Annotated in this window: 25 protein-coding genes; 12 read left to right on the forward strand and 13 right to left on the reverse strand. The window is 57.8% G+C overall.

Annotated elements, in window-relative coordinates; all coding sequences use genetic code 11:
• Positions 1-131 precede the first annotated feature (131 nt).
• Positions 132-557, reverse strand: a complete 426-nt coding sequence (locus IEW18_RS11710; RefSeq protein WP_188558033.1) for a single-stranded DNA-binding protein — start codon at positions 555-557, stop codon at positions 132-134.
• A 96-nt stretch (positions 558-653) separates the two neighbouring features.
• On the reverse strand, positions 654-1,745 hold the full coding sequence (gene mutY / locus IEW18_RS11715; RefSeq protein WP_188558034.1) for an A/G-specific adenine glycosylase: 1,092 nt from the start codon (positions 1,743-1,745) through the stop codon (positions 654-656).
• A gap of 198 nt (positions 1,746-1,943) precedes the next feature.
• Between mutY and IEW18_RS11720 the strand changes: the two genes are divergently transcribed.
• The 4 genes from IEW18_RS11720 (at position 1,944) to IEW18_RS11735 (ending at position 7,745) form a co-directional block, all read left to right on the forward strand.
• A complete protein-coding gene (locus IEW18_RS11720; RefSeq protein ID WP_045690055.1) occupies positions 1,944-2,249 on the forward strand; it encodes an HU family DNA-binding protein in 306 nt (101 codons plus the stop codon).
• Between the two features lie 82 nt (positions 2,250-2,331).
• Positions 2,332-3,237, forward strand: coding sequence for a tetratricopeptide repeat protein (locus IEW18_RS11725; RefSeq protein ID WP_188558035.1), 906 nt, complete (start codon positions 2,332-2,334; stop codon positions 3,235-3,237).
• Positions 3,238-3,564: 327 nt separating this feature from the next.
• Positions 3,565-5,172: an Rne/Rng family ribonuclease gene (locus tag IEW18_RS11730; protein WP_188558036.1), complete on the forward strand. Its 1,608-nt coding sequence runs from the start codon at positions 3,565-3,567 to the stop codon at positions 5,170-5,172.
• Between the two features lie 230 nt (positions 5,173-5,402).
• Positions 5,403-7,745 (forward strand): hybrid sensor histidine kinase/response regulator, encoded by a 2,343-nt coding sequence (locus tag IEW18_RS11735; protein WP_188558037.1) that lies wholly within the window; start codon positions 5,403-5,405, stop codon positions 7,743-7,745.
• Positions 7,746-7,854: 109 nt separating this feature from the next.
• Here the strand turns inward: IEW18_RS11735 and IEW18_RS11740 are convergent, their stop codons facing one another.
• Positions 7,855-8,526, reverse strand: a complete 672-nt coding sequence (locus tag IEW18_RS11740; RefSeq protein ID WP_188558038.1) for a porin family protein — start codon at positions 8,524-8,526, stop codon at positions 7,855-7,857.
• A gap of 108 nt (positions 8,527-8,634) precedes the next feature.
• Here IEW18_RS11740 and gldB point away from each other — a divergent pair, with 108 nt between their 5' ends.
• Positions 8,635-9,645 carry a gliding motility lipoprotein GldB gene (gene gldB / locus IEW18_RS11745; RefSeq protein WP_188558039.1) on the forward strand — a complete coding sequence of 337 codons (1,011 nt, stop codon included), beginning with the start codon at positions 8,635-8,637 and terminating at the stop codon, positions 9,643-9,645.
• Positions 9,646-9,647: 2 nt separating this feature from the next.
• Complete coding sequence (locus IEW18_RS11750; RefSeq protein WP_188558040.1) at positions 9,648-10,871, forward strand: glycosyltransferase family 4 protein; 1,224 nt, start codon at positions 9,648-9,650, stop codon at positions 10,869-10,871.
• 41 nt (positions 10,872-10,912) lie between these two features.
• Here IEW18_RS11750 and nth read toward each other — a convergent pair whose 3' ends face one another.
• From nth to IEW18_RS11775, 5 genes are all read right to left on the reverse strand, one after another.
• Entirely contained in the window at positions 10,913-11,632 is a 720-nt protein-coding gene (gene nth / locus IEW18_RS11755; protein WP_188558041.1) for an endonuclease III, read from the reverse strand.
• A gap of 108 nt (positions 11,633-11,740) precedes the next feature.
• Complete coding sequence (locus tag IEW18_RS11760) at positions 11,741-11,971, reverse strand: anti-sigma factor (RefSeq protein ID WP_188558042.1); 231 nt, start codon at positions 11,969-11,971, stop codon at positions 11,741-11,743.
• Positions 11,910-12,545 carry an RNA polymerase sigma factor gene (locus tag IEW18_RS11765; protein ID WP_188558043.1) on the reverse strand — a complete coding sequence of 212 codons (636 nt, stop codon included), beginning with the start codon at positions 12,543-12,545 and terminating at the stop codon, positions 11,910-11,912. The genes IEW18_RS11760 and IEW18_RS11765 overlap by 62 nt, the downstream gene beginning before the upstream one ends.
• 319 nt (positions 12,546-12,864) lie before the next feature.
• Complete coding sequence (locus IEW18_RS11770) at positions 12,865-13,422, reverse strand: DUF6799 domain-containing protein (protein WP_188558044.1); 558 nt, start codon at positions 13,420-13,422, stop codon at positions 12,865-12,867.
• 98 nt (positions 13,423-13,520) lie between these two features.
• Complete coding sequence (locus tag IEW18_RS11775) at positions 13,521-13,949, reverse strand: hypothetical protein (protein ID WP_188558045.1); 429 nt, start codon at positions 13,947-13,949, stop codon at positions 13,521-13,523.
• 256 nt (positions 13,950-14,205) lie between these two features.
• Between IEW18_RS11775 and IEW18_RS11780 the strand changes: the two genes are divergently transcribed.
• Entirely contained in the window at positions 14,206-15,510 is a 1,305-nt protein-coding gene (locus IEW18_RS11780; RefSeq protein ID WP_188558046.1) for an MFS transporter, read from the forward strand.
• A gap of 79 nt (positions 15,511-15,589) precedes the next feature.
• Here the strand turns inward: IEW18_RS11780 and IEW18_RS11785 are convergent, their stop codons facing one another.
• The 3 genes from IEW18_RS11785 to IEW18_RS11795 all read right to left on the reverse strand — a co-directional run bounded on the left by IEW18_RS11785 (position 15,590) and on the right by IEW18_RS11795 (position 18,693).
• Positions 15,590-16,342, reverse strand: a complete 753-nt coding sequence (locus tag IEW18_RS11785) for a copper resistance protein NlpE (RefSeq protein WP_188558047.1) — start codon at positions 16,340-16,342, stop codon at positions 15,590-15,592.
• A 154-nt stretch (positions 16,343-16,496) separates the two neighbouring features.
• A complete protein-coding gene (locus tag IEW18_RS11790) occupies positions 16,497-17,099 on the reverse strand; it encodes a hypothetical protein (protein WP_188558048.1) in 603 nt (200 codons plus the stop codon).
• Between the two features lie 109 nt (positions 17,100-17,208).
• Positions 17,209-18,693 carry an alpha/beta hydrolase family protein gene (locus IEW18_RS11795; RefSeq protein ID WP_188558049.1) on the reverse strand — a complete coding sequence of 495 codons (1,485 nt, stop codon included), beginning with the start codon at positions 18,691-18,693 and terminating at the stop codon, positions 17,209-17,211.
• Positions 18,694-18,985: 292 nt separating this feature from the next.
• Here IEW18_RS11795 and IEW18_RS11800 point away from each other — a divergent pair, with 292 nt between their 5' ends.
• Complete coding sequence (locus IEW18_RS11800) at positions 18,986-19,678, forward strand: SGNH/GDSL hydrolase family protein (protein WP_188558050.1); 693 nt, start codon at positions 18,986-18,988, stop codon at positions 19,676-19,678.
• A 13-nt stretch (positions 19,679-19,691) separates the two neighbouring features.
• Here IEW18_RS11800 and IEW18_RS11805 read toward each other — a convergent pair whose 3' ends face one another.
• Positions 19,692-20,426 (reverse strand): DUF1444 domain-containing protein, encoded by a 735-nt coding sequence (locus tag IEW18_RS11805; protein WP_188558051.1) that lies wholly within the window; start codon positions 20,424-20,426, stop codon positions 19,692-19,694.
• Between the two features lie 171 nt (positions 20,427-20,597).
• Between IEW18_RS11805 and uvrA the strand changes: the two genes are divergently transcribed.
• The gene (uvrA, locus tag IEW18_RS11810) at positions 20,598-23,432 is read left to right on the forward strand and encodes an excinuclease ABC subunit UvrA (protein WP_188558052.1); all 2,835 of its coding nucleotides are present in this window, start codon (positions 20,598-20,600) and stop codon (positions 23,430-23,432) included.
• Positions 23,433-23,509: 77 nt separating this feature from the next.
• On the opposite strand, the gene IEW18_RS11815 is transcribed toward uvrA, so the two are convergent.
• Positions 23,510-23,749 carry a hypothetical protein gene (locus IEW18_RS11815; protein ID WP_188558053.1) on the reverse strand — a complete coding sequence of 80 codons (240 nt, stop codon included), beginning with the start codon at positions 23,747-23,749 and terminating at the stop codon, positions 23,510-23,512.
• A gap of 191 nt (positions 23,750-23,940) precedes the next feature.
• On the opposite strand from IEW18_RS11815, the gene IEW18_RS11820 reads away from it, so the two are divergent.
• The 3 genes from IEW18_RS11820 (at position 23,941) to IEW18_RS11830 (ending at position 26,187) form a co-directional block, all read left to right on the forward strand.
• Positions 23,941-24,768 carry a TspO-related membrane protein gene (locus IEW18_RS11820; RefSeq protein ID WP_188558054.1) on the forward strand — a complete coding sequence of 276 codons (828 nt, stop codon included), beginning with the start codon at positions 23,941-23,943 and terminating at the stop codon, positions 24,766-24,768.
• Between the two features lie 118 nt (positions 24,769-24,886).
• On the forward strand, positions 24,887-25,651 hold the full coding sequence (gene tpiA, locus IEW18_RS11825; RefSeq protein ID WP_188558055.1) for a triose-phosphate isomerase: 765 nt from the start codon (positions 24,887-24,889) through the stop codon (positions 25,649-25,651).
• A 158-nt stretch (positions 25,652-25,809) separates the two neighbouring features.
• Entirely contained in the window at positions 25,810-26,187 is a 378-nt protein-coding gene (locus tag IEW18_RS11830) for a 7(1) septoil knot domain-containing protein (RefSeq protein ID WP_229728713.1), read from the forward strand.
• Positions 26,188-26,255 lie beyond the last annotated feature (68 nt).

Consider the following 26,255-nt stretch of genomic DNA (forward strand, 5'->3'; position numbering starts at 1 on the left):
TGAGTAATCAAAGGTAGCTAAGAAAGCCGCGCAGAAGTTCACCGTTTCCGCTTCTGGCAAAGTACTGGCATTGAAACGAAAAAAGCCCCGGCAGAAACCGGGGCTTGGGCTAAGGTTAAAACTGCACGGGGTTAGAACGGCAGCTGATCCAGCTCTGGTTCCTGCCGGAAGGTAGTAGGAGCCTCCGCAGCGGCTGGTTGAGGTGCGGTGCCCTCGCTGCCCTGGGGCCGGCCGCCCAGCATGGAAATTTCATCGGCAATGATTTCCGTGATGTAGCGCGTCTGGTTGTCCTTGTCCTGGTACTGCCGGGTCCGGATTTTGCCTTCCACGTACACCTGCTGGCCTTTGCGCAGATACTTCTCCGCTAGCTCCGCCAAGCCCCGCCACGCGGCAATGTTGTGCCACTCAGTGCGCTCTACGCGGTTGCCCTGCTTGTCCTTATAATACTCATTGGTAGCCAGCGTGAAATGGGCCACGCTGCTACCGCCTTCTAGGTGCCGTACTTCTGGATCTTTGCCTAAGTTGCCGACTAGAATAACTTTGTTTACGCCTGCCATGCTATTGGTAGTCAATTGGTTATTGATGTGAATGAGGATGTATTTTCTGTTATAAATATACGAATCACTATTTATGATTCCAAATAATTTAGCTGGTTAAATACTGATATTGCTAATGTAGTTAGCTATAAGCATGGGTTTGGGTAGCTCCTCTATTTCAGCCGCTTGGTAAGGCTGCAGACCCGTACTTGACAGAGCTGCGGAGGGCAACGGCTCAGCCAACCACACCGGATGAAACTTGGCTTCTACTTTTTGATGGCTCAGCACGTGCCGCAGACTGCGCACCGGCTCTTCGGCCCGGTTAGTAGCCAGCTTACCGCCCAGCTTTCCTACCGCTTCCACTAGCGCCGTGGCGGGTAGCTCAGCCGTATCGTCCTCGTGCAGAGCAAAGTCATACAGGCCTTCCCAAATGTCCTTGGGGCCGCGCTTACGCAGATACAGGGTATTCTCGTGGCGCAGCACGAGGTAGTGAAAGTAACGGGTCCGGGCTGCTTTGGCCTTACTTTTTACGGGTAGCTCCTGCACCATACCGTGCTGGAAGGCGTAGCACTGGCTCTGCAACGGGCAAAACAGGCAGTCCGGCTTCAGCGGAGTACACTGAATGGCCCCAAATTCCATAATGGCCTGATTAAATTCCGCCGGGTGCTCCGCCGGAATCAGTGTGTCGGCCAGTTGCTGAAACACCTTCCGACTGGCCGGCGCGGCAATGTCCTGGGTGAGGCCAAACACCCGGGCCAGAACCCGGTAGACGTTGCCATCAAGTACCGCTACCTGCTCATCATAAGCAAATGAGGCAATGGCGGCGGCCGTGTACTGGCCCACGCCGCGCAGCTTCAGCAGCTCCGCGTAAGAGCCCGGAAACTGCCCGCCGTACTCCTGTACTACCTGCTGGGCCGTATGGTGCATGTTGCGGGCCCGGGAGTAATAGCCCAAGCCCTGCCAGTGGCGCAGCACCTCATCCTGCGGCGCGGCGGCCAAATCGTGCACGGTGGGGTAACTGGTGATGAAATCGAGGTAGTAGGGGAGCCCCTGTTTCACCCGGGTTTGCTGCAGAATCACCTCCGATAACCAGATGGCGTACGGGTCGCGGGTGTGGCGCCAGGGCAGGTCGCGACGGTGGCGCGGGTACCAGTTTAACAGGGCCCCAGCAAACCATACTTGATCAGGAGCGGTTGAAGAAAATGTCAAGGCTTTGAGAAAGAATAAGTTGGATGCAACCGGGGAAGCAGAGCGGATTGCACGAAAACCATTTGTAAAACCGAAAAAGGGGGCTACCTTTGTGCCCCTCAAAACGTAGGCAAACTCTTACCGGGCAAGTGCTTACGTTTTGAGGACGGCATCATTTTGCCAACACAATATTTTTCACTCCCTAGTACACTTACCAGCGTGACTAAAGCAGAAGTAATCGCCGAAATTGCCGACAAAACTGGCATTGAAAAGGCAGACGTTTCGGCTACCGTAGAAGCCTTCTTTAAAGTTGTGAAGGATTCCATGGCCGACGGCAACAACATCTACGTGCGCGGCTTTGGCTCCTTCGTGAACAAAAAGCGCGCGAAGAAAGTAGCCCGTAACATCTCGAAAAACACGTCGATCATCATCGACGAGCACTTCATTCCGAGCTTCAAGCCGTCGAAAACCTTCATCGGCAAAATCAAAAACAGCAAGAAGATCAAGGAGACGGCCAACGCCTAACCCGCACTTGTTGTAATATTGCCGGCTGAGCCGCCGGGAATTCCAGTTTCGGAACCCCGGCGGCCGGCTTTTTTTCCTGCTGATGACTACCAATTCTTCCAAGCACCAACTTCTAATTCTGGCCCTGGCGGTTGCGCTGGTGGCCGGTTTGTTTTTGTTGCCGAAGGTAATCGTAAAGCCGAAGGAAGGACGCGGGGAACTGGCCCAGGATGCGGCCCAGACTGCCACCCGCGACGGTGGCGGGCAGGCTACCAACGGCTCCAAGGCCGTGGCCTCATCGGGCCAGCAGCCAACGACCATCGGCCCAGAGCAGCCCCACATGACAGTGCCCACTGCCCAGCGTCAGGAAATCAACGGGCTACTAGCCAAGTACAAGGCCTCGGGAGCCGACCTCACGGGCCGGCTGCGGCTGGCTCAGGAATTGGCCGCCAAGTACAAGGCTGTCGAGAAGTTTGACAGCGCCGGCTACTACTTTGAGCAGGTAGCCATAGCACGACCTGGGGAGCAAGCCTGGAAGCGGGCCGCCGATGAGTACTTCGAGGCCTACAGCTTCGCGGCCACGGAGGAGCGGCAGAAACTGCTGGGGGCCAAGTGTCAGGAGCTGTACGGGAAAGTGTTGAAAAACAACCCCGACAACCTCGACGCCAAAACCAACTTGGGCATGGCCTACATGGCCAGCGACAATCCGGTGCAGGGTATCACGCTGCTCCGGGAAGTTCTGGCCGCAGACCCCCGCAACGAAAAGGCGCTGTATAACCTTGGTTTACTGGCTATTCAGAGCAGCCAGTACGACAAAGCCGTAGAGCGTTTTCGGGAGCTGACCAGCGTTAACGCTGAAAACGTCAACGGACAGTTCTATCTTGGTGTCTCGTTAGCCCAGACCGGGGCGAAGGAGGAAGCCCGGAAAGCCTTCCAGAAGGCCAAGAGTCTCAGCACCGACCCCTCCCTAGCGGCTTCGGTGGATGAGCAACTGCAAAAGCTGAACTAAGTATTTTTTACAACCCTTAACCATCTCAACTCATGCCCTGCGGTAAAAAGAGAAAGCGTCATAAGATTGCCACTCACAAGCGGAAGAAGCGTCTGCGCAAGAACCGTCACAAGAAGAAGTAAGCCCTTCCGGGGTTTGCTGGCGTGGAATTTCTTCGGAAAACGTCCTCGTCTATCTCTCACTTAGTATCTCGGAGAGTGGCTAGCTATTTGCTTTCCCCCTGGCTTGGAAGGGAAGCCGGTGCTGTTATGCACTGGCTTCCCTTTACAGGTTTCGGGGAGGTAGGGCAGCTACTCCCCTCAGATGCTACTCTAACCGCTTAATCCATTGAGTAACGAATTAATCATTAATTCTACTCAGGACGGAGAACGGATTGCCCTGCTACAGGACAAGCGGCTCATCGAATACCATTTCGACCGCAACGACACCGCCTACTCGGTTGGTGACATTTTCCTGGGTACGGTCAAGAAAGTTATGCCCGGTCTGAACGCCGCGTTCATTGACATCGGGTACCAAAAAGATGCCTTTCTGCACTACGGTGACCTGGGGGAGAATTTTCCTTCCTTGGTGAAGTGGGGCAAAGGCGTACAATCGCAGAAAATTACCGTTGGCCCCCTGAAAACCTTCCAGTTTGACGGGACGCTCGACAAAGTCGGTAAAATCGACAACACGCTCAAGAAGGGCCAGCAGCTGCTGGTTCAGATTGTGAAGGAGCCAATTTCCACCAAGGGCCCACGCCTGTCCACGGATATTTCCATGGCCGGCCGCTACCTAGTGCTGGTTCCGTTTTCGAATACCATCAGCGTATCCAAGAAGATTGTCAGCAAGACGGAGCGGGAGCGGCTCAAGCGGCTCATTGCCTCCATCAAGCCCGACAACTTTGGCGTGATTATCCGCACCGTGGCCGAAGGCCGTGAGGTGGCCGAGCTCGACAAGGATATGCAAAGCATGGTGAGCAAGTGGGAAACGCTCTTCCAGAACCTGCGCACGGGCAAGCCCAATGACAAGGTACTGGGCGAGCTGGGCCGCACGAGTTCCATGCTGCGCGACATGCTCAACGAGTCGTTCGATGCCATTACCGTGGACTCGACACCGATGTACGAGGAAATGCGCAGCTACCTGCAGCAGATTGCGCCTGACAAGCTGGGGCTCCTGAAGCTGCACACCGGCAAGGTGAAAGTCTTCGAGCAGCACGGGATTGAAAAGCAGCTGAAAACGCTGTTTGGCAAAACCGTAACGGTGCCCGGCGGCGGTTACCTCGTCATTGAACACACGGAGGCCCTGCACGTCATCGACGTAAACTCCGGCAACAAGAGCAACCAGGAAGGCGACCAGGAGGCCACGGCCCTGCACGTGAACCTCGCGGCCGCCAAAGAGGTAGCCCGCCAGCTTCGGCTGCGCGACATGGGCGGCATCATCGTCGTCGATTTCATTGATATGAAGTCGGGCGAGAGCCGAAAAAAGGTGGAAGACGCGGTGCACAGCATCATGAAGCAGGACAAGGCCCGCTACACCATTCTCCCGATTACCAAGTTTGGCCTGCTTCAGATTACCCGGCAGCGCGTGCGGCCGGCCGAAGCCATTGTAACCGGTGAGGTGTGCCCTACCTGCGGTGGCACGGGCAAGATTTCGGCTTCCATCCTCGTGACGGACGAAATCGACAACAGCATTGACGACCTGCTGGTAGCTCAAAACCAGTCGGGTATTACACTTTCGGTGCATCCTTTCCTGCATGCTTACTATACCAAAGGCTTGGTAAGCCGGCAGATGAAATGGTACCTGAAGTATTATAAGTGGGTAAAGGTGATGAAGGACACGAGTCTGGGCCTCACCGAGTACCGCATCGAGGACGAGCACGGCGAGGAAATCGAGCTGCACTCGGCCGCGGCGGCCATGAGCCGGTTGCAGGACCGGGAATTGGAAATAACTGACTGACGGATTTTTTCTGCGAGAAAACTCCTCCTGATAGAAGGAAAGCCCGTGTTGCTGGAAAGCAGCGCGGGCTTTTTGGTTGTAGGCAAGCACGGCAGGTTAGTCACGAGCTACGTTCAAAGCACTTCGCTTGCCTTAAGGAGATGTTGGTAGAGTAAAACCAGCTATTCAGCCAGAGGTAAGAACCGTTGAGCGGGGTAGCTAGTATTTTCGGGGACGCCCTTTTTTCCGCTATGCTCTCTACTTCTGCTACTGCTGCCAACTCGCCTTTGGATCTGGAACAGGCTCAACTGCGAATTCAGGCGCTGGAAGCAGCCTTGCAAACAGCGGCTGCCGACGCCGCTGCCGCCCAGCACCGGCTGGACCAGCTGGTCAGTCACCTCCAGGAAGGGGTGCTGCTGACGGATGAGGCGGGACACATAGCGTTAATTAACGACCGGTTCTGTGAGCTGTGGGAGCTGGAGGAGTCCGCCAGCTATTGGTTGGGCAGACCCTGGCAGGATTTGACTACCATTCTGATGCCGCTTACCATGGACCCTGGGAGCTTTGCGCAAGCCGTGCACAGCAAGCGCCAGCAAGGAGCCCCGGTGTTCAACGACCCCGTAGAGCTGGCGGACGGCCGGGTGCTGGAGCGGGACTTCATGCCCATTCCCGCTGCTACCGGCACTGGCAGCAACGTGCTGATTCGGTTGCGCGACGTGACGGAGTATCACCAGGCCACGGATCGGCTGCGGGCTGTGGCTAGTATCCCCGGGCAAAACCCGAATCCTATTTTTCGTCTGGATGAAGCGGGACAACTGCTTTATACCAACCAAGCGGCTAATTCACTGTTCAAATCCCTGAGTGAAGCCGACCAGAACCGGTTGCTGGCCAAAGCCCAGGGGCTGGCGGCTACCGCCCTGGAGCACAGCCAGCCTTGGCAGGTAGATATAGCCGTAGGGGAGGGGTTTTATGCCGTTTTCGTGGCTCCTTTCGCTGAGGAAGGGTACGCCAACCTGTATCTGGTTAATATCACGAAGCGCATCCTGGCAGAGCAGGAGCTGAACCGGGCCAAAGATGAGGCCGAGGCTGCCGTGCGTGCCCGGGAGAATTTTTTGGCCAACATGAGCCACGAAATTCGCACGCCCATGAACGGGGTGCTGGGTATGGCTGGGCAGCTAGCCAAAACCCGCCTCGACGCCCGTCAGCAGGAGTTCGTGCGCATCATCCGCAGCTCAGGCCAGCATCTGCTCATGATTATCAATGACGTGCTGGACATGGCCAAAATCACGTCGGGGAAGCTGGAGTTTGAGCAAACCGCTTTCAACCTCTGCGATTCCCTGGGCGAATCGTTGCAGCCGCTGGTGATGCAAGCCGTGGAAAAAGGGCTGACTGTAACAGCTATGCCCCTGCGCGACACGTGCCCCCTGCCCTGGGTTAGCGCCGACCCGTACCGCATTAACCAGGTAATGATAAATTTGGTAGCCAACGCCATTAAATTCACGGAGCCCGGGGGCCACATTACCGTCAGCAGCCGACAGCTGGCCTCTACCGCCGATACCCTTACCGTGGAGTTTGTGGTGGCCGACACCGGAATTGGGATTCCGCCGGAGCAGCAGACGCGCATTTTTGAAGGCTTCACCCAGGCGTATGCCGATACTACCCGGCGCTTCGGGGGCACGGGGCTGGGGTTGAGTATTTCCCGCGCCATTGTGGAGCAGCTGGGCGGTAGCCTAATGGTGGAAAGCGAACTGGGAAAGGGTAGCCGTTTCCGGTTTGTGCTGGATTTCCCCCGTACGCCCGCCGTAACGCAAGCCCCCGTACCCTCCGCCTTTGATACGGGCGCCTTGCGTGGGCGGCGCGTGCTGCTGGTAGAAGACAACGAAATCAACCGCGACGTAGCCCGCATGCTGCTGGAGGAGTGGAGAGTAGAAGTTGACGAAGCCGAAAACGGCCAAATTGGCCTCGAAATGCTCCAGCACCGCACCTACGACGCCGTTCTAATGGACATCCAGATGCCCGGGATGAGCGGGCTGGAGGCTACCGCTATTATTCGTAAACTACCCGATCCGGCGCTGGCCAACATTCCCATTCTGGCCCTAACGGCCAATGCCTTCCGGGCCGATAATGCCCGGTATTTAGCCGCTGGCATGAATGCTTGCCTGACCAAGCCCTTCGAAGAGCAGGACTTATACCGGCACCTGGAAGCCCTGATGCAGCCCGCTCCTCCTACCCCTGTGGCGAGCTACGACCTGACCAAGCTGCAGGCCATGGCCCGCGGCCGCGCCGCTTTCGTGGACAAAATCATCCAGTCGTTTCTAACGAACATGCCCGCGAGCCTGGTTGAGTTGGAAGCCGCCGCCGCCAGCAACAACTGGCCCCAGGTGGCCGCCCTGATTCACCACGTAAAGCCCAGCGTTGAGTCCTTGGGCATTCAGGGAGTGTTACCCGCTATGCAGCAGCTCGAGCAGCATGTTCCGCCCACGGGTCAGCCGGAGGCTGCCAGCACTACCGCCGTAAGCCACGTAGTAAGCCAGATCCGCCGGGCCCTCCAGGAGTTACCCAAGGAACTGACAGCGCCTACCGGCACCCGGTAGGTGCCCGCTCCCGGCCAGAAACCGGGGCTGGCAATACCAGCCGATCAGCAAACCAAAGGCCCGCGTACACTTTTGTACGCGGGCCTTTACTGGTTACTGGGAAGCTGAGTTAAAACTTGATGCCCAGATCCAACGCGAATTCAGAGTTTTTCAGCTCCACTTCTTTGAAATCCCGCTCGTTCTCGAAATATCTGTCGATGTTGAACAAGCCGCGGTGGTAGCTAACGCCTGCCAGCACCTTGGTGCTTTGGCCTAGCTGGTACTCCACCCCGAAGCCACCCCGCAACGACGCATCCGGGATGATGACGTGCTTAGAAGCCTTGGTTTCTTGGGTTGTAGCTGGGTCTACGTAGCGCTTGTCTCCATTAACGCGGCCCGCAATAGCGGCATTCAGGGAGCCGCCCAGCTGAAAATACAGCTTCGTGTCCGTGGCCACATCGTTGGTGAACAGCTTCACCGTAACGGGCACCTGCAGGTATTGCAGCCCGATTTTTTGCTCCTGGCGGCGGTTAAGGGTTTGGTCGAAGTAGCTGATAGTGCCGCCTTTTCCCGTTAGCTCCAGGCCAGTGCTGAAGGCGTAGTTCTGGCCAAAGAAATAATCAATGATGAGGCCGCCTCCCAACCCCAGTTTAGACGACTCGCTCTGGAAGCCATAGGCGGTGGGAGAGTCGGCACGCAGACTGGTAATGGAGGGGGAAACCTTCAGGCCGATTTCAACCTGGGCGGAGGCCGCGCCGATGGTGGCACCGCTAATCAGGAAGGCGAGCAGGGCTTTTTTCATGGCAATTGCGGAATTACAGTGAGGGAAACACGAAGCCGCGGCGGTGAGCCGTTTCGTTTTGGCTAATTTCGCCTTAAAGATAGAAGCGTGATGCACATTCCTGCCCGTATGCGGACCTTGTTGGCACTCCTGATGGCCGCCGGATTGGGCCTGACAGCCTGTAGTAAAGGTCAAGAAAGCTGTGAACTAGACCCGGAAGTTGCTAAGGTTTCGGCGCCGGTAGCGTTGGAACGCCTGGAGAAGCCCTTTTTTCAGATCAAAAATCCGGCGGACGCGGAGCGTTTCATCCAAGAGCACGGCTTATTCTCCCGGCAGTTCTTGCAGAGCGGGCAGTACCCTACCAGCGTGCTCAGCACTACCTTGGCCCGCCTGGCTACCAATTCCGGTCTGCAAAAGCTAGGCGCCCAGGCTGATACTACTTTCCGCGCGGAGGAGCTGCAGCAGCAGTTGCAGCCCATGTTTCAGCACATTCGCTACTACTTTCCCAGTTTTCGGGTTCCGCCCGTGAAAACCTTCGTGAGCGGCCTGAGCCAAGACTTGTTCGTTAACGATAGTCTGCTGGTTATCAGCACTGATTTCTTCGTGGGGCCGAAAGCCGCCTACCGGCCCAATGTGCCGGGCTACATTCAGCGGCGCTACACCCCAGAGCACGTGCTGCCTACCGCGGCGCTGGCCATCAGCAGCAAGTACAACCAGAAACAGCTCACCAACCAAACCATGCTGGGCGAGATGGTGCAGTTTGGCAAGTCCTTGTACTTCGCCGAAAAAGTGCTGCCCTGCACCCCCGATTCCCTAATTATGGGCTACACCGACAAGGAAATGGCCGGGGTAAGCTTCAACGAAGGGAAAATCTGGGCCCACTTCATCGACAAAAACCTGCTCTACAATACGGCCCCCTTTACCATTCAAAAGTACATCGGGGAGCGGCCCAACATCCCGGAAATCGACAAGACGTGCCCCGGTAGGGTAGGGGCCTGGATTGGCTGGCAGATTGTGCGCAAGTACATGGCCGACCACCCGAACGTCACGCTGCCGCAACTGATGGCCGAGAAAAACGCCCAGCGCATCCTCAATGAGTCGCGCTACCGCCCGAAGCAGAACCGGGGCCGGATCAGCTAGCCATGCACATTGCCGTCTTCAGCCAGTATCATACCAACCCCGACTGCCCAGCTACTAGCCGGCACTACTCGCTGCTGACTCAGATAGCCCAGCAGCACCGTGTTACGCTTATTACCACCCGCACCTGGGAGCCACAGCGCCTGACGGAGCGTTTCCCGTGGCTGCCGGCAGGAGTGGAAATGCGGGCCGCGGCGGTATTCTACCACAACAACATGGGCCCGGCCCGCCGGGTACTTTCCTTCGGGCAGTACGCGGTCTACGCCCTGCGGGAAGGCTTGCGCATTGATAAACCCGATGTCATTTGGGGAATTAGTACGCCACTCACCGCCGCCTGGGCCGCCGCGCAAGTTGCCCGCCTGCGCCGGGTGCCGTGGGTGTTTGAAGTGCAGGATTTGTGGCCGTCCTTTCCCATTGCCATGGGTGCGGTGCCCAGTGCCCTGGCCCGGCAACAGCTGTACAAGCTGGAGGGCAAACTCTACCAGCAAGCGCAGGCCATCATGACCCTGTCTCCTGACATGACGAGCTATGTTCGGCAAGTTGGGGCAGGCGCTACCTCTCCCTGGACCTTTGACCCGGGTAAGGTGCACACGGTTCTTAACGGAACGGACCTGGATTTAGCGACCGCGGCCACGGAAGGGGCAGTAGCTGCTTTGCGGCAGGAGCAGGGCCTGGAAGGACGACAGGTGATTCTGTACGCCGGTACGTTCGGGCGCGCCAACGATATTCCCACACTGGTTGCCGCCGCCGAGCAGTTGGCGCTGGTGCGCCCCAACGCCGTCTGGCTGTTTATGGGCCACGGCTACGATGAACCCCTGCTGCGGGCGGCAGCTAGCCGCTGCTCCGCAATTCAGCTGGTGCCCGCCCAGCCCCGCCACGCGGTATTCACCTGGTTCCGGCTGGCCGATGTATCGGTTGTTTCCTTTCTCGGGCTCCCAGTGCTCGACGCCAACTCGCCCGCCAAGTTCTATGACAGCCTAGCCGTTGGAACGCCGGTTATTGTCACGAATGAAGGCTGGACCAAAAGCTTGGTAGAGCAGCACCAGTGCGGTTGGTTTTCGCCCGCCGGCAATGCAGAAAAGCTAACCGAACTGCTGGTGGAAGTGCTGAGCAACCCCGCCCAACGGCAGGCTGCCGGTGCAGCGGGCCAACAGGTTGCGGCTACTCAGTTTGACCGCCAACAAATAGGTCAAACAGTCCAGCGCATTCTTGAGCAAGCTAGGGAATGACCATACTGATTGCTTATGTGCCGCCTATGACTACTTATATACTATGTTGTACTGTCGTCGGGGCTGATTGGCGTTTTCTGGGTCTTCTGAGGCTTTTTTTGCAACCCCGACTCCTGCTTTGACACTACCTCTGCGTAATACTTGCACCAGCTTTTCAATGGGCAGATGCCGCATTTGGGCTGCCGGGCCACGCAGATGTAACGTCCGTGCAGAATAAGCCAGTGGTGGGCTTTGTGAATTAAGTCTTGGGGGATGTAGCGCACCAGCTCTTTCTCTACTGCCAGAGGGGTAGTGGCCGTGCGCGACACCAGTCCCAACCGGTGAGATACCCGGAACACGTGCGTATCAACGGCCATAGCCGGCTGGTTGTAGATAACCGATACTACCACGTTAGCCGTTTTGCGGCCCACGCCCGGCAGGCGCTGTAACTCTTCAATAGTGCTCGGCACTTCGCCCCCAAACTCCTCCATGAGCAAGCGGCCGAGGCCGGCCAGATGCTTGGCTTTGTTGTTGGGGTAGGAAACGCTACGGATGAACGGGAAAATGTCTTCGGGGGAGGCGGCGCCCAACTGCTCGGGGGTAGGAAACTGCTCGAGCAAGGCGGGCATAATCTGGTTTACCCGCTTATCGGTACACTGCGCGCTCAGCACCACGGCCATAATCAGCTCGTAGGGGTTTGAGTACACCAGCTCCGTTTTCGGCTCCGGAAAATTGGTGGTGAAATACTCCAGAAAATGGCGGTACCGCTCAGGCTTACGCATGCTGCAACGAATGAATACCGCGCAAAATACACGCAAAAAAAGTCCTTACCCGCCTGGGTTTCCAGAAACCTAGGCGGGTAAGGACAAGAAGTTTCCCCTAAGAAGATGCTACCCGGCCTTCAGGAAAGTACGGGAGTACTGCAGGATAGAGTTAGTAGTGCTCTGCTTGGGCGTGCAGCGGGCCCCATCCAGGGTTCGTTGGGCCAGGAGCAGATCGGCGCAGGTAGCGGCCAAGTCGGCGTCGTGCACCAGGGCCTGTTCTACTTCCTGCTGTTCTTTAGCCGGCAATTCGTTGTACACGTACCGGAGTAGCTTCTCGTGGGTAAACGTTTTGATCATAGAAAACGGGTTGCGCGGCCATTTTTTTCCGCAGGTTAATCAGCGCGTAACGCATACGCCCCAGCGCTGTGTTAATGCTGACCCCCGTTGCATCGGCAATTTCCTGAAAGCTCATGTCGCCGTAGTGACGCATGATCAGGACTTCTTTCTGCGCCGCGGGCAGCTCCTGAATCAGCTCCCGAAGCCGCGCGTGGGTTTCTTCCCGGGTAAGCGCAGCCTCAGCACCCTCTTCTGCCAACGACAACGAGTTGAACGCATGACTTGTTGTATCAAGGTTCAATAAAGGGCTGCGTTTTTCCCGACGAAAGCAGTCAATAGCCAGATTGTGGGCAATGCGGCAAATCCAGGAGGAGAATTTTCCTTCTTCATTATAGCGGCCGCCCTTCATGGTGTGAATGGCCTTGATAAAGGTATCCTGTAGCAGATCTTCGGCCACGTCTTCGTCGCGCACGATCAGCATAATGGTAGTAAATACGCGGGCTTTGTGCCGCTCAAGTAATTGAGCGAAGGCTTCTTCCTGGCCGGCAATATAGAGCGAAATAAGAGCGGAGTCGCTCGGCTGCATGGTTTCCATAAAGACTACGAAAGTTAGGGGACGTAGAGCTTTAGGCCATAGAGTGCAGTTGCCGGTGAAAACGAGGAGAAGTGAAGAGAGTAGAAGGAACTCAGTGAAATCAAATGTAGAGAACCGCCAGCCCAAACACAATGCCTTGAGCCCGGAAAAGCCAAAATTTTTTTCACGTAGTCTGAAACCAAAATATTCAGTATATACAATTCTTAATGAAATAGTGTTTATGAATATAATGGATTGATAATAAGGCAAATAAGCTGGAGTTTCCTAAGATAAGGAAACTCCAGCTTATTTGGATACTGCCGGAAGCAAGAACCGTGCGCTATGGTTGGAGCTGCTGACTAAGTTGTTGAATTTGCTGTTCGGAAGCCGCAGAGGCCTTAGTACCTGCTGCCGCCCCTGCGGCCCGCTCCGCTAGCAGATCAGTGAGCTGCCGGAGCTGCTCGAGGCGCTGGCTGGTACGCTGCAGCTCTGGGGTTAGGGCTATAACGTTGGCAGTAGCAGGAATTTCGATTACAGTGGGTTTCGAGCCGGTGGTTACCTCATCATGACGCTCAATGGCTTCGGCCGTCATCATGTCGTCGCGGTAAAGTACCACGTCGCCTTGCATATTTACGGCTTTGCCATCGGCTAGGCGGCGCCGGGAGCCGTTCTTGCTAATCAGGGTACCATCGGGCTGCAGCGTCTGGCCGTTGCTGAAACGCAAAGGGCTAGTCAGGGGCGTGACTTTCCCCGCTTGCAGGCGGTATATCTTGCCATTACGAACGAAGGCTCCGTCTTTCAGCGTAGCCGCCGTTGTCGAGGTAGTAGTTTGGGCAACCGCGGAAAAAGCACTGCCCCCTGACAACAGGGCGGCCAGTACGAGGGAACGAAGGAGCATAGCGGAAGAGAACATAGAAAGCTTGGGAAAAGGAAAGAGCGAGAAATACGCTAGCATACGGGGTAGCCCTCCTTTATGGCCAACCTCTGCGCCGTAGCCTAGGCGCTGTCGAGATGCTGGCGGCTGTGAAGCCAATGGATGGCCGCTTCTTCCGTGGCAAAGAGCCGAACGTGGGCAAGGTCGCTGAAGACCATGGGCGAGCCAGTTTGCTGCTCCTCGGGGCTGAGTTGCGCGGCTGAAACCAGGAATGCCAGATAAACCCGGCCATGCAGAACGGCAGCTACGCGCGGCATAAACTGAGTCAGGACCCAGTGGGTGTCGTCCTCACTGGCTGGGCCCCGGCCCCGCGAATCAGCCAGCCAATACCGGGTAGATGCCGGCCGCGCTAGGGTTAAGGCAGCCTCATAGCTTTGCTGCAGCTCCGCAGCCGAAACAGGCCGCGTCCAGCGGATGATCAGCACTCCTAGCTCATCCCGGCGGTGAAACTCCACGTAATCGGCGGCGGTAGGGGGTGGGGCTGAGGGCATAGTAGGGAGGAGTAGGTAAACGGAAAATATACGACGTACAGCAAACCACTTATCGGCTGTGTCGGCGGCTCGGCCTATAGCTTACTGAGGGTATAATACAAACCAAAGGCGTTGGTTGCATACGATAACGCAAGCAAAAGGGCCTGCGTAAGCGGACGGCCCGGCAAGGACAATTCAGTAAAAGTACGGCGCTGCTGCCCTACCGGCTGTAAGGGAGCTACCTTTGCCCGCTCGCTGGTTTTCGCTTTCCTGTTCTATGTCCGCTTCTGCTGCTACCCCTCGTCACGATCCTTACGCCGCCCTGCGCATTCCTGATTTTCGGCGGTTGATTTCTGCCCGCGCCGCCATGGTCATGGCCACGCAGATTCAAGGGGTAGTAGTGAGCTGGCAGATGTTCAAGCTCACCAATGATCCGCTGGCCCTGGGCCTGATTGGGCTGGCCGAAGCCATTCCCAGCATTGTGGTATCCTTGTACGCTGGCCACGTAGCCGACTCTGTACGCCGCAAAAACATCATCGTGTCGGCGGTGGCGGTGCTGCTGCTTTGCTCGGTTTCCCTGTGGCTGTTGTCGCGGCCGGCGGGGCTGGCTTTGTTGCAGAAAGATGCTTTCTACACTCTACCTCTGTACGCGGTTATCTTCGTGAGCGGCATTGCCCGGGGCTTTTTGGGGCCAGCCCTGTTCTCGTTTATGCCTCAGCTGCTCCCCGACCGGCAAGTGCTGTCCAATGCCATTACCTGGAATAGTACTACTTGGCAGGCGTCGTCCGTAATTGGGCCGGCTATTGGGGGCCTGATTGTGGGGCTGGCTGGCCGGCACCAGACCAACGTTGGTATTTCCACGGCCTACGCCGTGGATGCTGTTCTGATGGCCGTAGCCCTGAGCATTTTTATTAGCATTGCGGGCCGGCCCTTACCGGTGCGGGAGGGCGAAAAGCTCAGCCTAAAGGAAAGCCTGCTAAGTGGGGTGCAGTTCATCTTCGGCAACCAACTGGTGCTGGCGGCCCTGTCGTTGGATTTGTTTGCGGTGCTGTTTGGCGGAGCCGTGGCCCTATTGCCCATCTTTGCCGATGATATTCTCAAGGTAGGAGCTGAGGGGCTAGGATACCTGCGCGCCGCGCCGGCCGTGGGTTCGGTGCTGATGGCCATGAGCCTCACCTACTTTCCCATTCGGAAGTGGGCCGGGCGCAAGCTGCTGTGGGCCGTAGCCGGGTTTGGCCTGGCTACCATCGGCTTTGCCTTGTCCACCAACTTCTGGCTTTCCCTGGGGCTGCTGTTCCTGACCGGTGTCTTTGATTCCGTGTCGGTGATTGTGCGCTCTACCCTGCTGCACACGTTCACGCCGGAGCACATGAAGGGCCGGGTATCGGCCGTAAACAACATCTTCATCGGCTCGTCCAATGAAATTGGCTCCTTTGAGTCGGGAGCCGCGGCCAAACTGCTGGGAGTGGTCAACTCCGTGGTTTTCGGCGGCGCCATGACGTTGGTTGTCGTGGCAGTTACGGCCCTAAAAGCCAATAAGCTGCGCCAGCTAGACCTGACGCCCCAGCCCCAAAAAGCGTAGCTGACAAGCTAGTTGCTGCGCAAAAAAGCCCGCCCGAACTATATTCGGGCGGGCTTTTTTGTGGATACTAATGGGCCGGTTACTGCTGAAAGGCTTGTTTCTTCTCCTGAGGGCAGATGGGGTCCGGCTTCATTTCCAGAATTTTCTCAACCACCAATCCTTCCTCGGCGCTACCGCTCGGGCTTTGCACCGTAGCCAGTACCCGCACAAAAACGGCCTGGCCATCGTCCTTGCGGGTGGTAGTGTAGCGGCGCTGCAAATCAGCGGTAAGCCCGGTCGGCGCTATGGTGTAGCGCTTATCCGACCCGCATTCAATCAGGCTGGCGGCATTGGCCTGGTACGTGAACTTGCCCGTAAACTCCCGGCGAGTACCGGCGGCGCTCAGGTCGCTGTTGGCCGTGCGGTTCAGGGTGTAGTCCTGGTTATTTGCCTGCATGGGCTTGCCCGTAGCATCCAGCAAGCGCAACGACTCGTCCGCTTCCACGGAGTAGCGCCGGGCCGGGTCGTTGCCGCTGGGCTCCAGAGTAACCACCTGCCCGCGCACCCGCCACGGGCCCCGGCGGTAATTAACCGGCGAGGTGCGCCCAAGGTAGGTTTCCTGCAACTCGTACAGGCTATCGGGCCGGAGGGTGAGGCGGGTGGCAATGCCCTGGCAGTCGTTGCAAGGCATGGTATCGGCGTAGATACCAGCTAGGGGCAGGGTAGCGGCGCCGGCGTCTTTATCAGCGGCTGCATTTTCAGAGCCCGTGCTAAAGGGCTGCTCCCGGCCCTGGCAGGAGGCCAACAGACACAAACCACTGGCTGCAATTAAAAGGGAGTGAGAGAAAGTCATATGGCAGAACATATAGGGAGAGAATTTCCTACGCATCCTCGTTTCCAATAGATGCCAAATAATGGGGTTAGCCTAGATAATTGTATGAAATGTGGATAAGTCTGTGGATAACACAGGTCTTATGCACATTTTGAGTGGTTTACCTGTGCTTGAGTTAAGCCCGCATCGGGACTAACAGGAAGGTGCCTTGCAAACACCGGACAAAGCCGCGCCGCTGGTTGTCGCGGTTCAGATCCTGCCGGTGATACTGGCCATTGAGTGAGGAAGCTCCTACCAGCAACATGGTGTAGCCCCGGCGGCGCACCAGGTAGCGGCCCAAGCCGGCCCCGGGCGCAGGCGCGAACTGCCCCCGAAATTGCTCTGCCGTGGCCCAGGCGGCTACCAGCGGCGCTGGGTCGGTGCCGGCGGCCTGGGCTTCGCGGTAAAGGGCAGCTAGGCGTACATCTGTGGTGTAGTGTTCTTCAGGTCGCAGACGCACCACCAGGTCGTGGGCTTGCCATAGGTGCTTCATGGCGTCCTTCTTCCACAGAATCTCCCCGCAGTGCCGGCAAATGTGCTCATCGGCCCGGCACACCAGTTGGTCCGGGGCGGGGCAAGGGGTAGTACTTACTGCCCGCTGCTCCCGTAGCACTTGCATCAGCGCCGAAAACAACTCGCCCTCGCTAACGCCATGCTTGTGACGAAGAATTTCAAGCGTATGCCGGCTGAGCATGCCAAAAGCGAGAATGTCGTGTAAGTCGGTGCGCAGAGCTAGCATGGGAGTCTATAAGCTCGAAAGCAAGGCGGAGGTTCCGTGCGGCATGGGCAAAAGAAAAGCGCCGAAGCTCAGCCTCGACGCTTTTGTCTGGTTTGGGAAGCGTACTGGATTAGCGGCTGGCCTGGGCCGATTTAGGGGCTCGTTTGGCGGCCGGCTTAGGGGTAGTAGCCGTCTTAGCATCTGAGGTGGGCAAGGGCTGGGGCCGCTCCGTGTTGTCAAATATCCATTCCCGCACCGTCGTCAGGGTTTTGGGCGAGAAGGTGGGCGTCTGCTCCCCATTTACGAGGGGCCAGTCTTTCATTTCGGGCTGAAACCAGTGGTTAACGCCCGCCAGCTTTGCCGATTTCACTTTGGCGTTCTTCAGGCCCTGCTTCAGCGGGCCCATGTTCTGGCTGGGGTCCACCTGCAAATCGTTGGAGCCGCCCAGCAGCAGCACCGGGCATTTCACGTCAGCCAGGCTGCGGGTAGGATCAAAATCGAGGAAGTAGCGCGACCAAGGCGAGGTAAGCTGTACGGCGCGGGCCCGAGCCATGTGGGGGTCCATGTCGGTGTTGTTGAAGCGCAGCGTGGCGGCTACCTTGCCGCGGGCTTGGTTGTCGTTGGGCGTCTGCCGAATGATTTCTACCATTTCCTTGTGCAGCTCCAGCGCGGCCTTCACCTGAGCCGGGTTAGAGCCAATCAGGCGCATAATTTCCACTTGCTGCCGCAGAATCACGTCGCGGCCCGGAATCCCGTAGCCCGACAGCGCCACCACGAAGGCCGGGGTAGCGGGCTGCTGCTCAGCGGCGGCCAGCAGCGCCACGTTGGCGCCCTCGCCGTGCCCGATCAGGCCAATGTAGCGCTGGTCGATGAGGGGCTTAGCCCGCAGGTACACCATGGCAGCCTGGGCGTCCGTCACCAGGTCCACGGTGGTAGTAGTGAAATGGTTGCCCTGAGACTTGCCCACGCCCCGGTCATCGAAGCGCAGCACGGCAATACCACGGCGGGTAAGATGGTCGGCCAAGGACCCGAACATGCGGTAGTCCTGCTGCTCCACGTCGCGGTTCTGGGGGCCATTGTCGGAGAGCAGCACCACAGCTGGGAAAGGGCCCGGCCCGGCCGGAATGGTGAGCGTACCAGCCAGGGCCAAATCAGCTTTGGTGTTCAGGAATTTAACTTCTTCCTCCCGGTAGGGCGGGGTGAGGCGGGGCTTGCTGGCGGCCACGGGCTGGGTTGCCGGCTTCAGGCGGGTAAGTGTAAGCGGGGCCGTGAGGCCGGGCTGCGACCAAGTGCCCTGAAACGTGGCGCCTCCGTCCTTTACTTTGCCCACAAACTTGCTGCCGGCCTGCTCAATGCTCACGGTAATGTCGCTGCCCTTCAAGGTCACCTCGGCCGGCATGCGGCTGATGCGCTGCTGGGGCGCATCAAGCGCCGCGTAGTAGGTGCCATTGGACAAAGGAACCAGGGTAATAATCAGCGTCAGCTGACCGCCCGGCACCTTCAACGGGCCTTTCCACTGTCCGTTCAACGGGGGCTGGTCGGCGGCCGCCAGAGAGGCCAGCGGTAACCAATATAGTAGCCAAAGCAGGAAAAGTGCGGGTAGGGTTTTCTTCATAAAATGAAAGTCAACAGGGGTATTTTACCGCTTAGCGCGCAGACTAGGTATGAAAATATCAAACTTGACGCATACATGCCAACCGGAGTTACGCCGGAAGCCGCAGAAAGGGATTGGCGGTAGTGAGAAGGGCTAAAATTTTTTAGCGCCTTGGCCGTATTGTCCTGTTTGAAAGTATATAGCGCATGCTATATTTATTTTGGGCCTGGCTTGGCTGCTTGGGGTATAGAAAATAAGGCGGGTGCTTTGCGGGCGCCGGGTTACCTTGCCGTATTCCTTATCTTTTCTGCTGATGGCTTACTGTGTTTTGCGCCGAGTACGTGCCGGTGCGTTCCTGCTGTTTTTAACCGTTGCTACCCGCAGCGGCTGGGCGCAAATCACTCCCGTCAACCCGGCGCAATGGACCCAGGAACTGCGCGCCTTCGCCCGGCAGGATAGCCTGACGCCCCCGCCCAAGCGACCTATTCTGTTCTACGGCAGCTCGTCCATTCGTAAGTGGGAAACGCTGCGGCAGGATTTTGCCGGCCGCCCCGTCCTGAACCGCGGCTTCGGCGGCTCCCGTTTCCCCGATGCCCTGTACTTCTTCGACCGGCTGGTGGCAGTCTACCAACCCCGGCAAGTGGTGCTCTACGAGGGCGACAACGACATTGGCTCCGGCGCTACCCCGCAGGAAGTGTTTCAGTCGTTTCTGGCCTTCGAGCAGCTCATGCAGCAGAAGCTACCCAAGGTGCCGCTGGTGTTCCTGGCCATCAAGCCCAGCCCCTCGCGCTGGGTGCTCTACCCCAAGGTGCAGGAAGCCAACCGCCTCATCCGGGAATACATTGAGCAGCACCCCAAACGCCTGCGCTACGTGAACGTGGCTACCCCCATGCTGGGCCCCAACGGCCGGCCCCGCCCGGAACTGTTCGTATCCGACAGCCTCCACATGACGCCCGCCGGGTACGAGGTGTGGGAGGGGGTAGTGGGGAAGGCGTTGAAGCGGTAGTACACTGGCGCGCTTATTTCTGAGAGGCAGCCAATTCAGCCAAGCCGGCTGGAGCTATGACAGTGAATTGCCCTTGCGCGGTGGTGAGCGTGTTGATTTTGGTGAATCTGCCTTGGTAGTACCAGTAGAAGTCAGGCGAAATTGAGCCGGGCTGAGTAGAAAAGAATTTCTGCATCAGTTCCTGAGTCCTTTGCATCATTTTCACAAACGACACCGGGTCATTCATCTGGTAAATAACCCCAATTCCTCTGGCCGGTAGACACACCACGGCCCCGTATTTCCCGATATATGCTTTGCCATTCTGCTCAGTATTGAGCAGGTAGGCAGCGGCATAATCGTCGTTTAAATACAAGCCAATGCTGAGGCTGTCACCAATAGGGCGGGAGGAAACCTCTACTTGTTGCTTGCCCACGTTGTGGTGCCCGAGTGCAAAGGCCTCGTTCTCACTAATGCCCCAGGTAGTGAAGGTTGCTCTGTCAAGGCCTTTGAAAACAGTGCCCATGTCAAGCACTAAAACAGTGTAAGTGCCTTCAGCATCTATGCGCACTACGTTGTTGGCGGTGCCAATTTTGGCAAACGCCTGCTGCGGATATACCCGGACCATAATACGGTCCTTGACTGCCGCAAAGTTGGTGGCATCTACCTGGTCGGCTTTCGCTAACTGCGTGGCCGCTTCTTTCTTGTTGAATTGTGCTAGAGCCGGTGAAAAACTACCCAGCAGTAAAGCTAGCCCCAACAGTAAACGCATCAGGAAACGAAGAGAATATGATAATGAAGAATACGAGCAGCAAGGTAGATATGAAATCTTCTTGGCTGAAAGCGTAGTTGTAAATTCTGTTGAACTCCCCCGCCGTACCTTCGCTTGCCCAAACTACCCCGGCCGGAAACCAAACCCTAGCCCCGGGCTGTTAAACGACCTATGGCCGATAACTCCGCTTTGCAAGTAGCCGCCCCCGCGGCCGACCCGATTGACCAGCTCGACCCGCGCGAGTTTATTCTGATTAAAAACGCCCGGGTTCATAACCTCAAGAACCTGAGCGTAGCGCTGCCGCGCAATAAGTTTATCGTAGTTACGGGCCTGTCGGGTTCGGGTAAGTCGAGCCTGGCGTTTGACACGCTGTACGCCGAAGGGCAGCGTATGTACGTGGAGAGCCTCTCGTCTTACGCCCGCCAGTTCCTGGGCCGCATGGACAAGCCCGACGTGGACTATATCCGGGGTATTTCGCCGGCCATTGCCATTGAGCAGAAGGTCAGCATCAAGAACAACCGCTCCACGGTAGGCACCAGTACCGAAATTTACGACTACCTCAAGCTGCTCTTCGCCCGCGTGGGTCGCACGTACTCACCTATTAGTGGCGAGCAGGTGCGCAAAGACAATGTGGCCGACGTGGTGGACTACCTCTTCCGTCTGCCCGAAGGTACCCGCGTGATGATTCTGGCGCCCCTGCTGCCCAGTGAAGACGGACGCCCCATGAGCAAGGAGCTGGATTTGCTCTTGCAGAAAGGATACAGCCGCGTAGTGGTAAACAACGAAACCGCCTTCATTGAGGAGCTGATTGCTGAAGGCCAGCCCGAAGTGCAGGGCGACGTGTATATCATGATTGACCGCGCCGTCATTCAGCCCGGTGACGAAGACCTGATGTTTCGCTTGTCGGACTCGGTGCAGACGGCCTTTTTCGAGGGGCACGGTACCTGCGTGGCCAAGCTCGACGAGGAGACCCGCACGTTCTCCGACCGGTTTGAGCTGGACGGGGAAGTATTCGAGGAGCCCAGCGTCAACTTCTTTTCCTTCAACAATCCCTACGGCGCCTGCCAGACCTGCGAAGGCTTCGGCTCGGTGCTGGGCATCGACGAGGACCTGGTAATCCCGGACAAGAGCATGACGGTGTACGAAGGCGCCATTGCTCCCTGGCGCACCGACAAGCAGAGCGAGTGGTTGAAGCCCCTGCTGAAAAACGGCATCCGCTTCGATTTCCCCATTCACCGGCCCTACAACGAGCTGAGCGAGGCCGAGCGCCAGCTGCTCTGGAAAGGCAACAAGTACTTCGAGGGCTTGGATGCCTACTTCCGTTGGGTGGCGGGTCAAACCCACAAAATTCAATATCGGGTGCTGCAAAGCCGCTACCGGGGCCGCACTACCTGCCCCGACTGCCGCGGCACGCGCCTGCGCAAAGACGCCCAGTACGTCAAGATTCAGGACCAGAGCATTACCGACCTGGTGCTGCTACCCGTGAGCCGGGCCCTGGAGTTTTTCCAGAACCTCGACCTGCCAGAGCACGAGTCCAAAGTAGCCGAGCGCCTCGTGACGGAAGTTACCAACCGCCTGGAGTACCTGAACCGCGTGGGCCTGGGCTACCTCACCCTGAACCGCCTGAGCAGCACACTTTCGGGCGGGGAAAGTCAGCGGATTTCCCTGGCTACCTCGCTGGGCTCGGCCCTAGTGGGCTCCATGTACATTCTCGATGAGCCTAGCATTGGTCTGCACCCCAAGGATGCCGAGCAGCTTATTGGCGTGCTGCGTTCTTTGCAGCAGCTTGGCAATACGGTTATTGTGGTGGAGCACGAGGACAAGATGATGGAGCAGGCCGACCAGATTATCGACATCGGGCCTGAGGCAGGCAGCGGCGGCGGCGTGCTCCAGTTCCAGGGTACCTACGCTGAGGTGCTGGCGTCTGACACCTACACCGGCCAATACCTAAGTGGCCGCCTAGAGGTAGCCGTGCCTAAAACCCGCCGCCCCTGGCGCAACGCCCTAGAGCTAACCGGCGCCCGCGAAAACAACCTCAAGAACGTATCGGTGAAGTTTCCGCTGAACGTGATGACGGTGGTAACGGGCGTGTCCGGCTCGGGCAAGTCTACCCTGATTCGGCGGATTCTGGCGCCGGCCCTGCTCAAGCAGCTCGGCGGTGGCGCCGGGGAGGCTACGGGCAAATTCGACCGCCTAACGGGCGTAAACGGGCAGGTAACCCACGTCGAGTTCGTCGACCAAAACCCCATCGGCAAGAGCAGCCGCTCGAACCCCGTCACCTACGTGAAAGCCTACGACGCCATCCGGACCTTGTTTGCCGATCAGCAGCTGGCCAAAGCCCGGGGCTTCAAACCCTCGCACTTCTCCTTCAACATTGACGGGGGCCGCTGCGAGGTGTGCCAGGGCGAGGGCCAGGTCAAGATTGAAATGCAGTTCATGGCTGATATCTACCTGACCTGTGAAGCCTGTGAGGGCCGCAAGTTCAAGCAGGATATTCTGGACGTGAAGTTCCAGGACAAGAGCATCAACGAGGTGCTGGAAATGACCATTGAGGACAGCATCACGTTCTTCAAGGACCAGCCCAAAATTGTGGAGCGCCTCAAGCCCCTCGACGACGTAGGGCTGGGCTACATCCGACTAGGGCAGTCGGCCAACACGCTTTCCGGCGGCGAGGCCCAGCGCGTAAAGCTGGCTTCCTTCCTGACCAAGGGCAACACCCTGCAGAACGATAAAATCCTGTTCATCTTCGATGAGCCTAGCACCGGCCTGCACTTCCACGACATCAATAAGTTGATGACGGCCCTGAACGCGCTGGTAGAGCAAGGCAACTCGGTGCTCATCATTGAGCACAACATGGACATCATCAAGTGCGCCGATTGGGTGATTGACCTCGGACCCGAAGGCGGCCTGAACGGCGGCCATCTGCTCTTCGAAGGCACGCCCGAGGAAATGATCAAACTCAAAGACACCAACCACACGGCCCGCTTCTTAGCTGAGAAGCTCTAACCGTTTGCACTGGCTACCACAGAAAAAGCCCCGGTACCTGCAGGTGCCGGGGCTTTTTCTGTGGTAGTGGCTGGGGCCTAATAATACTGGGCGGCGGCCGGCTTGCTGGTCTTTGCTGGCGTACTGGCCTCGGCTTTAGGAGTGACCTTAGGGCTGGTAGCAGCGGCGCCCTGCGTTGGGCGAGTAGTGGTAGTAGTCTTTTCGGCGGTAGTAGAGGCAGTAGTGCGGGTGGCTTTTACTGCGGGCGCGGTTTGGGCTACTGCTACGAAACCAGCGAAAAACGTAAGGGCCAAGGCGGAGAGCATGTGCTTGTGCATAAAAGAAAAACAAAGGTGAAATAAGATGATAACACAAATGGACAGGCAGCTTGTAATAGCAATGCTAGGGGATATGTAGCAGCTACAAGCAAGCGAGTTCAATGGGGCGCGAAGCGGCAGCAGCAGCACCTCAATTTCACTGGTTGCGTACGTACTTGCGGCCAGTTCTTTCCCTGCCATTACCACTACCTATGCCGGTTTCTACCACTGCTGCTGCCGCCTTTGATGCCCTGACGGCTCCCACCGAAAGCCGCGCCTGGCGCTGGGCTGCGTCGGGGGCCATTGTGGGCAACATTGTGCTCAACTTTGTTTCCCAGCGCTACCCTTTTAATGGGCAAACCAACGCGCAAGTCTCCTATAAATACCCCACGCTGCTTACGCCAGCCGGCTACGCCTTCAGCATCTGGGGCGTTATTTTTCTAAGCCTGCTGGCGTACGCCGGGTGGCAGCTGCTGCCGGCCCAGCGCCGCAACCCCCTGCCCGACGCCGTGGCCCGGCCCTTGGTGCTGGCAAACCTGCTGACGGGTCTGTGGCTGGTGGTGTTTGCCTATGAGCTGCTGCCGCTAAGCATGGTCGTGATGCTGGGCATTCTGGCTAGCCTGGCGGTAGTCTATGATCGGGCCCGCCACGTGGTGCGGGGCGGGCAGGCGCCTTGGTACAGCAGCGTGCCCTTTGGCTTGTATCTGGGGTGGATTTCGGTGGCGACGGTAGTAAACGTGACGCTGGCTCTGGGCACGCAGTGGCAGCCAGGGGCGGAGCGCAGCATTGAGCTAGCCATTGTGTTGGTCGGTATTACGGCCGGGCTGGCTCTGAACGTGACCAAGCAGTTTCGGGAGTTGGCCTACCCGGCGGCCGTTGCCTGGGGTTTAGTGGGTATCTGGGCCGCCCGCCGCCCGGAAGCCGATACGCTCGTGCTGGCCTGGATGGCGCTGGCCGCGGCCGGTTTGGTAGCGCTGGTCGGGCTTGGGCTGGCGTGGTGGGGTAGGGGCCAGGAAGTAGGAATGAAGAATGAAGAATGAGGAGTGAGGAGTGGGAAATCTACTGTCCTCTTGCCTTACCGCCTCATTCCTCGTTCTTCATTCCTAATTCTTCATTATCATAACTTGCAAGCCAATCCCAACCCCAACCCTTTCCGCTATGCGTAAGAATATTGTGGCCGGCAACTGGAAGATGAACACCACCCTCCAGGATGGTCAGGCGCTGATTTCCGAAATTGTCAACATGGTGCAGGACGAAGTAACAGGCTCCCAGGTGGAGGTAGTAGTGTGTCCACCCTTTCCGTTTCTGTCGGTTATTGGCAAGCAGCTGCCCCAGGGTGGCCGTTTCCACCTGGGCGCCCAAAACTGCCACCAAAAGGAAAGTGGTGCCTTCACTGGCGAGGTTTCCGCTCAGATGTTACAGTCGGTGGGCGCTGAGTACGTAATTCTGGGCCACTCGGAGCGGCGGCAATACTTCCGCGAGGACGACGAGTTGCTGAGCCAGAAGCTGAAAGCTGCCCTGGCCGCCGGCCTGAAGCCCATCTTCTGCGTGGGAGAGTCGCTGGAAACCCGCGAAGCCGAGGATACTTTCAAGTTTATTGAGAAGCAGCTGAAAGACGGCCTGTTTCACCTCTCCAACGAGGAGTTTGACCAGGTAGTAGTGGCCTATGAGCCTATCTGGGCCATTGGCACGGGCAAAACGGCTACCAGCGCCCAGGCCCAGGAAGTGCACGCCTTTATTCGGGAGCAAATTGCCCGCGCCTACGACGCCGAGGCGGCCGACAATACCACCATTCTGTACGGCGGCTCGGCCAACGCCCAGAATGCCCGCGAGCTGTTCAGCCAGCCCGACGTAGACGGCGGCCTCATCGGCGGGGCTTCCCTGAAGTCGCGCGACTTCACCGAAATTATCAAGTCGTTTTAAGTATCCGGCAGCAAGTTTGCTCTTGTCATCCGGTGCCCAGCAAGGGGCCTTACCACGTCAGCACGGCTGTATCATAAAAACTCGTGCCCGCGTGATGTGGCCCTTTGCTGGGCTCCGGATGACAAACGTTTTTCCAGCCTGCCCGCGTTACGCCTTTCATGCTTACTACCCTTCTTCTCTCCGGCCTGCTGGCCCTGAATCCGTTCCGGCCCGCTTTGCCTACCCCCTTGGCCGCAACGGTTGTGCGTTCCGTAGACCCCTGCCGCCTCTACGGTTCGGTGTATCTGGAAACGGACCCGCGCCGCCGGAGCCAGTGCTTTGGGGTAGTGTACCAGGAGCCGGAGGAAGCCTTTGCCGATGTGCTGGTGTATCAGGAAACCAACAAGCTCTTCGCCGATAAGGTGGGCCTGTGGTACCTCACCGACTCGCGCGACTTTGCCGACTATGTGCTATTCGTGACGGACAACCGCAACCTGGCCGACTTCTCGTTTCACTACACGAAAGCCCGCGCCTTTGCCGGCTGCCGCAAGCAGTAGGGTAGCCCGTTTTTTCCCCCGACCTTTGCCGTCCCGCGCCCCTGGTGCGGGACGGTTTTGTTTTGATT

Source organism: Hymenobacter glacieicola, from assembly GCF_014640315.1.
Taxonomy (GTDB): Bacteria; Bacteroidota; Bacteroidia; order Cytophagales; family Hymenobacteraceae; genus Hymenobacter; species Hymenobacter glacieicola.

Coding starts and splice junctions, on each gene's coding strand:
- IEW18_RS11760 (WP_188558042.1), bottom strand. CDS start 11,971: ATGATCAAAACGTTTACCCACGAGAAGCTACTCCGGTACGTGTACAAC.
- IEW18_RS11800 (WP_188558050.1), top strand. CDS start 18,986: ATGGCTTACTGTGTTTTGCGCCGAGTACGTGCCGGTGCGTTCCTGCTG.
- IEW18_RS11795 (WP_188558049.1), bottom strand. CDS start 18,693: ATGAAGAAAACCCTACCCGCACTTTTCCTGCTTTGGCTACTATATTGG.
- IEW18_RS11790 (WP_188558048.1), bottom strand. CDS start 17,099: ATGCTAGCTCTGCGCACCGACTTACACGACATTCTCGCTTTTGGCATG.
- uvrA (WP_188558052.1), top strand. CDS start 20,598: ATGGCCGATAACTCCGCTTTGCAAGTAGCCGCCCCCGCGGCCGACCCG.
- IEW18_RS11765 (WP_188558043.1), bottom strand. CDS start 12,545: ATGGAAACCATGCAGCCGAGCGACTCCGCTCTTATTTCGCTCTATATT.
- IEW18_RS11750 (WP_188558040.1), top strand. CDS start 9,648: ATGCACATTGCCGTCTTCAGCCAGTATCATACCAACCCCGACTGCCCA.
- IEW18_RS11785 (WP_188558047.1), bottom strand. CDS start 16,342: ATGACTTTCTCTCACTCCCTTTTAATTGCAGCCAGTGGTTTGTGTCTG.
- IEW18_RS11820 (WP_188558054.1), top strand. CDS start 23,941: ATGCCGGTTTCTACCACTGCTGCTGCCGCCTTTGATGCCCTGACGGCT.
- IEW18_RS11770 (WP_188558044.1), bottom strand. CDS start 13,422: ATGCTCCTTCGTTCCCTCGTACTGGCCGCCCTGTTGTCAGGGGGCAGT.
- nth (WP_188558041.1), bottom strand. CDS start 11,632: ATGCGTAAGCCTGAGCGGTACCGCCATTTTCTGGAGTATTTCACCACC.
- gldB (WP_188558039.1), top strand. CDS start 8,635: ATGCGGACCTTGTTGGCACTCCTGATGGCCGCCGGATTGGGCCTGACA.
- IEW18_RS11740 (WP_188558038.1), bottom strand. CDS start 8,526: ATGAAAAAAGCCCTGCTCGCCTTCCTGATTAGCGGTGCCACCATCGGC.
- IEW18_RS11775 (WP_188558045.1), bottom strand. CDS start 13,949: ATGCCCTCAGCCCCACCCCCTACCGCCGCCGATTACGTGGAGTTTCAC.
- IEW18_RS11780 (WP_188558046.1), top strand. CDS start 14,206: ATGTCCGCTTCTGCTGCTACCCCTCGTCACGATCCTTACGCCGCCCTG.
- IEW18_RS11815 (WP_188558053.1), bottom strand. CDS start 23,749: ATGCACAAGCACATGCTCTCCGCCTTGGCCCTTACGTTTTTCGCTGGT.
- IEW18_RS11735 (WP_188558037.1), top strand. CDS start 5,403: ATGCTCTCTACTTCTGCTACTGCTGCCAACTCGCCTTTGGATCTGGAA.
- IEW18_RS11725 (WP_188558035.1), top strand. CDS start 2,332: ATGACTACCAATTCTTCCAAGCACCAACTTCTAATTCTGGCCCTGGCG.
- tpiA (WP_188558055.1), top strand. CDS start 24,887: ATGCGTAAGAATATTGTGGCCGGCAACTGGAAGATGAACACCACCCTC.
- IEW18_RS11710 (WP_188558033.1), bottom strand. CDS start 557: ATGGCAGGCGTAAACAAAGTTATTCTAGTCGGCAACTTAGGCAAAGAT.
- IEW18_RS11805 (WP_188558051.1), bottom strand. CDS start 20,426: ATGCGTTTACTGTTGGGGCTAGCTTTACTGCTGGGTAGTTTTTCACCG.
- IEW18_RS11830 (WP_229728713.1), top strand. CDS start 25,810: ATGCTTACTACCCTTCTTCTCTCCGGCCTGCTGGCCCTGAATCCGTTC.